Raw genomic sequence first — 11,144 nt, 5'->3', positions numbered from 1 at the left:
GATCAGATCCGCCGGTCGGCCATGACCATCAGGCGGTGTGACGCCGGCAGGGAGGAACCCGGCATCTGGTCGCGCGTCCGCTCCAGCCGGATGCCCGGAACCGCGACCCCGTCGTAAATGTCCAGCTTCGCCACCGACACGCGGGCCGACTGCACCTGTTCGTGGGCCAGACACATGCGGGCGATCTTTTCCGCCAGCATCTCGACCAGATTGGTGTGCTCGTCCATCAGGATCCGCTTCAGCCCGGACAGCAGATCGTCGTAGGACAGCACGTCGCCGATATCGTCGGAGAATTGGGCTCCGTCCTGGCGCACCTGCAGCAGAAGGTCGATGCGCACCCGCTGAGGAGCACCGCGCTCGTAATCGAAGACGCCGATCCGGCAGGGCAGGACGACGTTCTCCAGGAACAGCTCGTAGAGGCCGGCCGGGATGGAGGACAGCTGCGCGTCGGCCGTGGCCGAGCCGCGCGCGCATTGGGCGGAAAGGATCGTTTCGAGCATCGGTGCCGTCCTCCTTGCAGTTGTCCGGCGGGGCCTGACGCGGATCGGGTGCCGGGCAGGCCGATTTGTACCTTATCGGCGACCGCAGGAGGATATGTGTTCGAATGCGACACCGAATTGACGATTCCCGCCGCCGCCCGCCTGTTTTCCCCTGAGCCGGTCCCGACCCGCATCCCGATAGCCGGTGGGGTACCCGGTGCGGCATCAGGTCAGGCCGGCGAACTCGTGCGCGGCGGCGAGCGGGCTGTGCCGGTGGCTCTGGCGGTCGTTGCGCGGGGCGACGCCGAAGTGATCGCGGTAGCATTTGCTGAAATGGGTGGCGGAAATGAAGCCGCAGCTGATCGACACCTCCATCACCGACATGCGGGTCTGGCACAGCAGCTGCCGCGCCCGCTTCATCCGGAGGCCGAGATAGTATTTCGCCGGCGAGCAGTTCATGTATTTGCGGAACAGGCGCTCCAGATTCCGGCGGGACTGGCCCAGCTCCGCGGCGAGCGTCAGCAGGTCCAGCGGTTCCTCGATGTTGGCCTGCATCACCGCCACGGCGGCGTTGAGATCTTCGTGATCCAGCACCGGATTGGCATGCAGTTCTTCCTGCTGGCGGATGCTGCCGGCACGGATCTTGGTGTGCAGAAGCTGTTCGGCGATGTCCATCGCCAGCTTTTCGCCATGCCGGGCGGCGATCAGGTGCAGCATCATGTCGGTGGCGGCGGTGCCGCCCGCGCAGGTGAAGCGGTTGCGGTCGATGGTGAACAGCTCCCCCGTCGCCTCGATCTCCGGGAAGGTCTCGGCGAAGCCCGCCATATTCTCCCAATGGATGGTGCAGCGGTAGCCGTTCAGCAGGCCGGCCCGGGCCAGGATATGGCTGGCCGTGCACAGGGCGCCGAAGGCGATCCCCTGTGCGGCCGACCGCCGCATCCACGAGAACATCGCCCGATCCTCGTACCAGTGGCCTCCGACGCCGCTGCACACCATCACGGTGGACAGCGCAGGGGCGTCGGCGATGGCGTGGTCGACGCAGATCCGGATGCCGTTGCTGGCCCGCTCGACACCGCCGTTCGGGGAGAGCAGCACCCAGCGATACAGCTCCTTGCCGCTGATGTGGTTGGCAAGGCGGAGAGGCTCCACCGCCGCGGTGAAGGCGATCATGGAGAAATCGGGAACCAGGAGAAAACCGATCGTATCGACCTTGGAACCGCCGGACTGCTGTTCAATGCACTTCATTGTCCCGTGCCCCTCTTCCGCATTCCTGTTCGTATCGTCGTGGGTCGCGAATGGTCGGCGAACACGCTGCTTTCCCGCGGCCTTGTTTGCTTGGATGGCCACGTTCGGACGGGCGGGAGGACGATCCTTCTCCGCACCATCAAGTTTTTTATGACAAGCAGCCTACGCAGGTTGCGGCCTGGCGACATTGAACAAAGCGGACATTATCCTTGAAGGAGCGCGACGTTGATCGAGTCGGGATTGTTTTTCATGCAAATCATCCGGGCTTGCGAACGATAATATCACCCGGCGGGGTAGTCCCATACCCTCCAAACGGCTGAATCCGAATGATCATTGGGCGGGGATTTTTCAAAGGCAGGACAGCAGTTCGCCGCGTCCGCCGAATCCGCGGTCGCCCAGCCAGCGGCGTGCCCGTCCGGTCAGGCCCCGGCAGGCGGGTGGAACCCCGTCCAGTTCGGACAGATGATTGTCCAGAAGCGACAGGAAGGGCAGTTGGTTGAGGCCGCAGTCGGCGAATCCCGGCAGCGCATCGATCTCGCCGCGGAACAGGATGGTGCCGGTCCGCATGCCGTGGCCCGTGGCGGCGCCCGGCCTGCCGCCGATCAGCAGGCTGCCGGCATTCATGTGCAGGGCGGCATAGGCGCCGGCATCGCCGCCGACGGCGATCAGTCCGCGCCGCATGCGTTCGCCGACGCGATCGCCGCAATTGCCCCGGACCAGGATTCGTCCGCCCATCATCCCCGTCCGTTCACCGGGCAGCGCGCCGCCCAGTTCGTTGCCTGCATCGCCGCCGATGGTCAGCACGCCGCCGCGCATGGCGGCACCCGCCGCCAGCCCCGCCGACCCCTCCACCACCAGGACTCCGCCGCTCATGCCGGTGCCGGCGCGATGGCCGACCGCTCCGGCGACGCGGATGGTGCCGCTGGACTGACCCGCCCCGACGAAGTCGAGGCGCTCGTCGCCCTCCAGTTCGACGGTGTCGCCGGGGCTGCCCGACAGGGCGAACAGGTCGCCCACGGCGATCCGGCCCCGGCCGAGCCGCAACGGCAAGGCGGCGATCTCCGTCACGTCCATCTCCGCCAACCGGTGCGGCAGCAGGGGAGAGGCGTCGACGCGGCCGGTCAACGGACCTTTCAGGCGGAAGCTCAGCACGCTCATGGCAGCAGCTCGTGAAGGTGGAAGTGGTGGCGGCCCAGCTTGCCGCCGTAATTGCCGGCGGTGACGCCCCAAATGCCGGAATCCCGACCCCGCTCTATCAGGCATTTCAGCCCGGCGGTGGTGGCTGCCGCGACATCGGCCGCGGTCAGCCCGTCGATGACGATCTCCAGCACCGATTCCACCTCCGCCGGCAGGCGGGAGCGGGGCAGGCCGCGCAGCGTCGGGCAATAGGCGTCGTTGGTGGAGGCCGGCATTCCCTTGTACTTCGCCCCCACCTTGGAGCCGGAGCGCACGACTCCGCCCGGGAACGGCAGCACCACGTTGGGCACGGCGCGCATGGCGTCCGCCGCCGCTTCCGCCGCCTCCAACGCCGCCATCCGGGCGTCGGCAAGGATCAGCAGGTTTCCGCCGCCGACGGCCGGGACGCTCCAGCTCGTTTCCTCGCACAGGAACTCGCCGTCCATCACCGGGATGCGCCAATAGCGCCGGTCGCCCACCAGCTTCGACATCTGCTGGCCGTCGCCGAAATAGCGCAGCTTCTGACCCATCGGGATCAGATCCTCCCTGGCGCCGCGCGGCACGCCGGAGAAGCAGGCGGTGCCGGGACAGGTCAGGATGCATTGGCCGAGGCGGGTTTCCACCTGCTTGCCCAGCACGCTGCGCCCGGTGGCGAAGAACAGCAGGGACACGCCGGGGCGCCCATCCGGGGTTTCCTCCGGCGCCAATTCCCGCTCGATTCCCGCCTCGCAGCCGCAGGCGATGACCGAGGTGGCGAATCCCGTCGCCGCCATCCCGGCATGGCGCGCCCAGGCCGGCGTGTCGGCGGTCACGATCAGCCGGGTCGCCTTCATGTCGAAGGCCTCGGCATAGGTGTTCTCGATGTGGATGCCGTTCAGAAGCATGGGTCGGACGCCGTCAGGGTCGGAACGATGAACAGGCCGCCGCGGCCATGGTCGAGGATCTCCCCGTCGGCGATGCGGAAGTTGCCGAGCCGCACGGTCTGGTGATCCTCGAACCACGGCTTCAGCCGCCGTTCGATGGCGGTATCGAACTCCGGCCGGACGACGATGGTGTCGCCCCAGCCTGTGGCGGTCAGCTGTCCGTGCCGCGCCACCAGCCGGCCGTTCTTGAACACCAGCGCGGGGGCGGCGAACATCGCCTCGCGGTCGGGCAAGTCGTCGTACACCACCACGTCGGCGACAGCGCCGGAGCGCAGATGTCCGCGGTCGCGCAGCCCCAGCACGCGGGCGGGGCCGGCGCGGGTCATGATGGCGATCTCCTCCAGCGTGTATTCGCGGTCGATGGAGCCGAGCCGGCTGTGCGCCGCCACATCGGGATTGATCCGCGCCAACTGCTCGTTGCGGAAGCTGCGGTCCATCAGCAGGCGGATCAGGTGGGGATAGCTGGTGAAGGGGCCGCCGTTCGGGTGGTCGGTGGTCAGATAGACCCGCCACGGATCCTCGATCAGCAGGAACAGCTCCAGCCCGATCGCCCATTGCAGGGCGTTGACGAAGGCCTTGTGGCGGTAGCGGAACGGCACCAGCCCGCAGCCGCCGTCGCATTCGATGTCGCTGCACACCCACTTGCGCGGGCTGGCATGGCCGCTGTTGCGGAACTGCGACATGATGTCGGCCGACGCGGTGATGGTCTGGCCGAAGATGATCTGGCCGACATCGACCGAGATGTTCGGGCTGCGGTTCACCGATTCCGCGATCTCGGCGGCGGCCGAGGAGAAGCGGCGGTCGCCCTCCGTCCCATAGCTGTGGAATTGCAGATGGGTCAGGTGGGCGGGCAGCCCGTCGAGCGCCGCGATGGTGTCGCGCGTCACCGATTCGTTGCCGGGGATGCCCAGATTGTTGCAGTGGACGTGCAGCGGATGCGGCACCCCAAGGTCGGACAGCGCGGTGGCCAACGTGGTCAGGATGCGGCGCGGTGTGATCCCGTAATGGGGATGCGCCTCGTCCAGGTCCAGGCGGCGCTGGTTGAACTTGAAGGCGCTGATGCCGCCGGGGTTCACCACCTTGACGCCGACCGCCTGGGTCGCGTGCAGTATCCAGGCGACATAGTCGTTGACCTCCGACTGCGTCGCACCGGCAGCCAGCCGCTCCAGCAGGAAGTCGTCGTTGCCGAGGACGGCGTAGCAGCCCTTGTCGATGATCGGGACGTCCGCCAGTTCCAGATGGGTGTGCCGGGCGTTGGACGGCAGCATCGCCGGTTCGAACGCCGCCGTGTAGCCCATCTCGGCATAGCGATAGCCGGTGACGAAGCTGGAGGGGGTGAACAGGCCGCTGCCCGACCGGCGCAGGCCATCCGGGCCGCTGCCGTGCTCGCGATGCTCCTCCGGCAACAGCAGGCGGGCGAGGTTGACCTTGCCGCCGCCGATGTGGCTGTGGATGTCGATGGCGCCGGCCATGACGATGCGGCCGTCCAGATCGACCACCTCCCCGATGCGGGCATCCTCAGGCGGCGTCGCGGCGATGCGGCCGTCCTTCAGATACAGGTCGCGCGGCGGGCCTTGCAGGGCGGTGCCGTCCGCGGACCCGGTGGGGTCGCAGACGCGGCCACCGCGCAGCAGGGTGTAGGCGTCAGACATGCGCTGTCTCCCGGATCAGGACGGGAAGAGGGGAGGCGGGAAGCCGTTCGAGCAGGGCGCTCAGCACCGCTGCGGCCGTCGGCAAGGTGGCGGCGGACGATGTGTCGGACGATCTGGGAAGCCGCAGCCGGCGCAGCGGCAGGGCGGCGACGCCGTCGCCGCGGTGGATGCTGCCGGCATGGTCGAGGCCGGGGACGGCGACTGGGATCAGCACCTCCGGGTCGTGGGGCAGCGGCTGTCCGGGACGGGCCAGCACGATCGTCGGGGTGCGGGTGTCCGGCACTTCCGCCCCGTTCAGCGCCGAAAGCCAGAGCAGCGCATCGATCCCGTCCTCGGCCAACAGGCTTTTCAGCCGGTAGCGGAGCGGATCGTGCTCCGGCGGGCCGGCGCCGAAGCGGGAGCGCAGCGGCACGCCATATTGCCAGGCGCACACGTAATTGGCGCCCAGCGCGTTGCCCTTGCCGCCCAGCGACAGTCCGGCGCAACGGGTGGAGGCGTTGACGGTCACGACCAGCCGGTTGAAGGCCTCGACCGCGACATCGCCGGCCGCCGGGTCCAGCGTGGCGGCGATCCAGCCGACGACGCCGAAGCGTGCGTCGCGCAACGCCGTGGCGACACGCGCGAGATCGGCCATCGCGATGCCGCCCACCCGGTCGCCATGCGGGGTTTCGCCGGCCACCAGCTGCGACAGGGCGGCGGCGATGGCGGGAGCGTGGCGCAGATCGGCGGTCAGACGTTCGAACCCCTCCGGCGGCGGGGCGTCGCTGGGACCGATGAGAAAGCCGCGCGGGGCACCCGCGTCGCGGAACAGGGCGGTCGGCGGACGGACCAGCCGGTCGAACAGCCGGGGGGCGTGGCGGTCGAACTCTGCGCCGAACAGCACGAACAGGTCGGCACGGTTGCGCACTTCACCGAAGGTGGCGGTCATGGCGCCGGTCACCTGCAGGGCGCGCAGGCCGTGGAACAGGCTGTCGGACGCGGCGTGGTCGACCACCGCACCCAGCCGTTCCGCCAGCGCCAGCGCCGCGGAGATCCCTTCGGTGTCGGCGGCCAGCCCGCCGACGGCTGGAAAGGCGGCGTTCCGCAGCAGTGCCGCCGCCGCGTCCAGCGCCGCGTCGAGCGGTACGGCACGGCCCTTTATGAAGCAATGGGCCGGCAATGCCGGAAGGGCGAACAGGGTGCGAGCGCGTGCGCAGCCGTTGCCGATCACCCTGAGCCGGCCGCCCCGATCATGTGCAACCGTAAGGTCGTCACAGGCCATTGCGCAGAACGGGCAAACGACATCGCTCATCGGTGGCGGGAGATCGGTCCCGCCGAGTTCGTTGTCCATATCCTAAACCCCGCTCGTGATATCGGATGTGGCGAGTTCTGCAAAGAATAAGGCGTGCGCAATCGCGCTCAGTTTCTTATAAAGAAACGAGAAGAGCAGGATTGTTGATTTTGAATTTACTTGGATTATGAGACTTTTTATCGTCGTTTCCATTGATTTTATCGCCATCGATTTTATTATGTCTGAAAGGCGGCTGGTCGCCTTGGCTTTTGCGACAGGTAGGCCATGATTTGCGGCGAACAGCGACCGATGGTCGACGCGGTGCGGGTGGAGGTGCCCGCCCGGCTGCATCTGGGGTTTCTCGACATGGAGGGCGGGCTGGGCCGGCGCTTCGGCAGTCTGGGCCTGACCCTCGACGGGCTGGGAACGGAATTGACGCTGCTCCGGGGCGGCCCGGCGGGCGATGCCGCCGACCGTCCCGCCTGCCGGGCGAGGGGGTATCTCGACCGGCTGTGCGCTGCGTTGGACGTGGAGAACCGATTTTCCCTGCGCCTGGGCCGGACGATCCCCTCCCATTCCGGACTGGGGTCGGGCACCCAGCTGGCGCTGGCCGTCGGGGCCGCCCTGTCGGCAATGACCGGCCGGCCGCTGCCGCCGCGCCGCGTCGCCAGCCTGTTGGACCGGGGCGCCCGGTCGGGAATCGGGGTCGGCGCCTTCGAGCAGGGCGGCGTCATCCTCGATGGCGGCAAGGGTGCATTGGACGAGCCGCCGCCGGTCATCAGCCGGATGGCCCTGCCGGAAACATGGCGGATGCTGCTGGTGTTCGACGATGCCAACCGTGGCCTGTCCGGGACGGCCGAGACGGTCGCCTTCCGCGATCTGCCGTCCTTTCCGGCGGACAAGGCGGCCTATCTGTGCCGGATGGCGCTGATGGTCGGGCTGCCGGCGCTGGCGGAAGGGGATGCGATGCGGTTCGGTGCCGCGGTCACGGAACTGCAGAGCGTGGTCGGCGACCATTTCGCTCCGGCACAGGGCGGCCGCTTCAGCAGTCCCGATGTGGCCGAGGTGCTGCGATGGCTGCCGTCGGTCGGCGCTACTGGGGTCGGGCAGAGTTCCTGGGGGCCGACCGGCTTCGCGATCTTCGGCGATGCCGGATCGGCGGAACGGGCCGCCGAGGGGGCAAGGGCGCGCTGGCGGCTGCAGGCCAATCTGCGTTTCGTCGTCTGCCGGGGACGGAATCGCGGCGCGGTGGTGGAGACTTTAACCGGACACAGCGCGGTCGCTGCCGGATATGAAACAGTCGCAAAAAAGACAGCGTGATCATGTAAGGTGAAAGACAGTGCCATGAAGCGAACCAAGGACTTCGTTTCATGGAAAAGCCCTATATCCTGCACGCCATTACTCCGGCAAAGGCGGTCAGTCCATTCGACATCAACATGGATTGTGATGCCGGCTATGGTATCATTGCGCCTTATACCAATGTCGAGACTGGTGAAGTTCCGGGTCTTGTCCAGGACATGATCTTCTCCCGCGCGCCGGGCGACGCCAAGCGGACCGGCCTGTTCATCGCCGGCCGCGACGTCCTGAAGGCGCTGGACATGCTGGAGGCGGCGCGCGGCGCCATGGTGCCGCCGTTTGAAATCTCGGTCTTCGCCGATCCGTCCGGCGCCTACACCACCGCCGCAGCGATGATCGCGAAGGTCGAAGCCCAGCTTGAAAAGGCCGGGATGGGTCTGGCCGGCGCGCGGGTCGCGGTGTTCGGTGGCAAGGGACCGGTCGGCGGAATCGCGGCGGTGCTGGCGGCGCGTGTCGGCGCGTCGGTGCGGCTGGTCGGCCATGACGGCGCCGCGTCCGTCGCGGAGCGGGCGGCGTCCTACCTGCAGCGGTTCGACGTGACGCTGGGCGCGGTGGACGGTTCGACCGACGCGCACAAGGCCGCCGTCCTGGCGGAGACCGACGTCGTGTTGGCGGTCGCCCGCGCCGGCGTGCAGGTGCTGAGCCGCGCACAGATCGCCGCCGCCCCGTCCGTGCGGGTGGTGGCCGACGTCAATGCCGTTCCGCCGGCCGGCGTGGAAGGGGTGGATGCCTTCAGCGATGGCGCGCCCATCGAGGGAACGGATGCGGTCGGCATCGGTGCGCTCGCCATCGGAAACGTGAAGTTCAAGACTCAGCACGGCCTGTTCAAGGCGATGCGCGAGGCGACCAAGCCGGTCTATCTGGCCTTCGACGATGCCTTCACCCTGGCCCGCGCCCAATGCCGCAAAGCGGCCTGATCCTGGTCGCCGCCCGGTCCGGCCGCGCCATTGCCCAGGCGGTGGCGCGCACCGGCGCCATGGTGGCGACGCTGGACCAGTTCGGCGACGCCGATGTGCCGGCACCCGCCCGCCACGTGGCGGGCGATCCGGTCGCGGGCTTCGATGGTGAGGCGCTGATCGCCGCCGCGCGTGCGCTGGCTCCGCCGGGCAGCGGCTTGGTTGTCGGATCGGGGTTCGAACAGGCGCCGGACTTGCTGGCTGCCCTGCTGGGGGCTGGTCCCTACAATCTGCTCGGCAATGGGCCGGAGGTGGTGCGGGCGGTCAAGGATCCAGCCGGTTTCGCTGCACGGCTGGCGACGCTGGGACTCAAGAAGTTGGGCGTTACGCACCCGGAGACACGGACCGAGAGCCCCGACGATGCCGTTCCGGGAGAGTGGCTGATCAAGCGGACGGGAGCGGCCGGGGGCGGGCATATCCTCCCCTGGAACGGCGGTTCGCTGCCGGGTGGGCATTACCTGCAACGGCGGGCGGCGGGCCTTGCGGTCTCCGTCGCCTTCATCGCCAACCGCTCCGGCAAGTGCGAACTGGTGGTGATCAGCCGTCAATGGGCCGATCCGGCGCCCGACGCACCCTTCCGTTACGGCGGGGCGGTGCTGCCGGCGGCGGTGCCGCAGTTGCTGGCCGACCGGCTGGCGGAGGCGGCGCGGCGCATCGCGGCGGCCTTTGGGCTGGTCGGGCTGAACAGCCTGGACCTGCTGGTCGACGGGAACGCGGTATCGGTGCTGGAGGTCAACCCGCGTCCGGGCGCCACGCTCGACCTGCTCGAACGCCACCGGCTCGGCGGGGTGATGCGCGCCCATCTCGACGCGGCGGCCGGACGCGGTTGGAGCCTTGGGCCCCCGCGCCCAGGCGTGATCGCCGGCGCGGTGGCCTACGCCGCCGCAACGCTGACGATGCCCGCAGGTTTCGCCTGGCCCCCCTGGTGCGCCGACCTGCCGCGCGCCGGCAGCACCATCGAAGGCGGACAGCCCCTGTGCAGCGTCACCGCCTGGGGCGGGGATGAGGAGGAGGCGCGGCGCCGCCTGTCCCGCCGGATCGAACGCATCGTCGCCGACTGCGCGCGGCGGGGTTGTCTTGTGGAGAAAACCGGCCCTATGGAGAAAACCGGCGATGTCGTCCCTTCCCTTCAGTGTTAACCGGCTTGCCGCCCCCTTGGTGCACGCGCTGGTGGCGGATGCCGCCATGCTGCGGATCGGCGTGGAGCAGCATCCCGCCGGCTGCACCGTGATCGATGCCGGCATCGACCGGCCCGGCAGCCTGGAGGCCGGGCGCCGCATCGCCGAGATCTGCATGGGTGGCGCCGGTAGCGTGCGCATCGCCATGGATTCGCCCTTCGCCCGCTGGCCGGCGCAGGTGACGGTCGGCGCCGCCGATCCGGTGCTCGCCTGCCTGGGCAGCCAATATGCCGGCTGGAGCCTGTCGGGCGAGAAATTCTCGGCCCTGGGATCCGGCCCCGGCCGCGCCCTGGCGGTGAAGGAGCCGCTGTACGCCGAACTCGGCTATCGCGACATGGCCGACCGCGCCGTGCTGGTGCTGGAGACCGACAAGCGGCCGCCGGCCTCGGTGGTGGAGAAGGTGGCGCGCGATTGCGGCGTTCCGGTGGAGCGCGTGACCCTGATCCTGACGCCGACCCGCAGCCCGGCCGGCATCGTCCAGATCGTCGCCCGCGTGCTGGAGGTGGGGCTGCACAAGCTGCACGCCCTTCATTTCCCGCTGGAGCGGGTGCGCGACGGCGTCGGCTGCGCGCCGCTGCCGCCGCCGGGCCGCGACTTCGTCCAGGCGATGGGCCGGACCAACGACGCCATCCTGTTCGGTGGCAGTGTCCATCTGCTGGTCGACGGGCCGGACGACGACGCGGCCGACCTCGCGGCGCGCCTGCCCAGCTCGGCCTCCGCCGATTATGGCCGCCCATTCGCCGACCTGTTCGCGGCGAGCGGCTACGACTTCTTCAAAATCGACCCGATGCTGTTCAGCCCGGCCCGCGTGATCGTCACAGCGTTCGAGAGCGGGCGGAGCTTCACCGCCGGGGCGCTGGCTCCGGCGCTGCTCGACCGCTCCTTCGGCATCGACGGATAGGGGGCCGG

The 11,144-nt window shown here is 68.9% G+C and carries 10 protein-coding genes; 4 read left to right on the top strand and 6 right to left on the bottom strand.

The features are described from left to right. Positions 1-2: 2 nt before the first annotated feature. The 6 genes from FZ029_RS08700 to FZ029_RS08675 form a co-directional block, all read right to left on the bottom strand. Positions 3-500, bottom strand: coding sequence for a dihydroneopterin aldolase (locus FZ029_RS08700; RefSeq protein WP_149268898.1), 498 nt, complete (start codon positions 498-500; stop codon positions 3-5). A 204-nt stretch (positions 501-704) separates the two neighbouring features. After that, positions 705-1,724 (bottom strand): GlxA family transcriptional regulator, encoded by a 1,020-nt coding sequence (locus FZ029_RS08695; RefSeq protein ID WP_149268897.1) that lies wholly within the window; start codon positions 1,722-1,724, stop codon positions 705-707. A 348-nt stretch (positions 1,725-2,072) separates the two neighbouring features. Further along, the gene (locus tag FZ029_RS08690) at positions 2,073-2,882 is read right to left on the bottom strand and encodes a formylmethanofuran dehydrogenase subunit C (protein WP_149268896.1); all 810 of its coding nucleotides are present in this window, start codon (positions 2,880-2,882) and stop codon (positions 2,073-2,075) included. Then, positions 2,879-3,784 (bottom strand): formylmethanofuran--tetrahydromethanopterin N-formyltransferase, encoded by a 906-nt coding sequence (gene fhcD / locus FZ029_RS08685; RefSeq protein WP_149268895.1) that lies wholly within the window; start codon positions 3,782-3,784, stop codon positions 2,879-2,881. Before fhcD ends, FZ029_RS08690 begins: the two co-directional genes overlap by 4 nt. Then, a complete protein-coding gene (locus tag FZ029_RS08680; protein WP_149268894.1) occupies positions 3,775-5,475 on the bottom strand; it encodes a formylmethanofuran dehydrogenase subunit A in 1,701 nt (566 codons plus the stop codon). The genes fhcD and FZ029_RS08680 overlap by 10 nt, the downstream gene beginning before the upstream one ends. Further along, positions 5,468-6,766 (bottom strand): formylmethanofuran dehydrogenase, encoded by a 1,299-nt coding sequence (locus FZ029_RS08675; RefSeq protein WP_247892215.1) that lies wholly within the window; start codon positions 6,764-6,766, stop codon positions 5,468-5,470. The genes FZ029_RS08680 and FZ029_RS08675 overlap by 8 nt, the downstream gene beginning before the upstream one ends. A 288-nt stretch (positions 6,767-7,054) precedes the next feature. On the opposite strand from FZ029_RS08675, the gene FZ029_RS08670 reads away from it, so the two are divergent. Genes FZ029_RS08670 through mch form a run of 4 tightly spaced genes read left to right on the top strand, consistent with a single transcriptional unit; the run spans position 7,055 to position 11,136 of the window. After that, on the top strand, positions 7,055-8,065 hold the full coding sequence (locus tag FZ029_RS08670) for a beta-ribofuranosylaminobenzene 5'-phosphate synthase family protein (RefSeq protein ID WP_247892214.1): 1,011 nt from the start codon (positions 7,055-7,057) through the stop codon (positions 8,063-8,065). 50 nt (positions 8,066-8,115) lie between these two features. Then, positions 8,116-9,018 carry an NAD(P)-dependent methylenetetrahydromethanopterin dehydrogenase gene (locus FZ029_RS08665; RefSeq protein WP_149268891.1) on the top strand — a complete coding sequence of 301 codons (903 nt, stop codon included), beginning with the start codon at positions 8,116-8,118 and terminating at the stop codon, positions 9,016-9,018. Continuing rightward, positions 9,000-10,196 (top strand): ATP-grasp domain-containing protein, encoded by a 1,197-nt coding sequence (locus FZ029_RS08660; RefSeq protein WP_149268890.1) that lies wholly within the window; start codon positions 9,000-9,002, stop codon positions 10,194-10,196. Before FZ029_RS08665 ends, FZ029_RS08660 begins: the two co-directional genes overlap by 19 nt. Then, positions 10,171-11,136 (top strand): methenyltetrahydromethanopterin cyclohydrolase, encoded by a 966-nt coding sequence (mch, locus tag FZ029_RS08655; protein WP_149199786.1) that lies wholly within the window; start codon positions 10,171-10,173, stop codon positions 11,134-11,136. The genes FZ029_RS08660 and mch overlap by 26 nt, the downstream gene beginning before the upstream one ends. Positions 11,137-11,144 lie beyond the last annotated feature (8 nt).

Origin of the sequence: Azospirillum sp. Sh1, from assembly GCF_008365135.1 — a bacterium.
GTDB lineage: Bacteria > Pseudomonadota > Alphaproteobacteria > Azospirillales > Azospirillaceae > Azospirillum > Azospirillum oryzae.
This window is presented reverse-complemented; position numbering and strand designations above follow the sequence as displayed.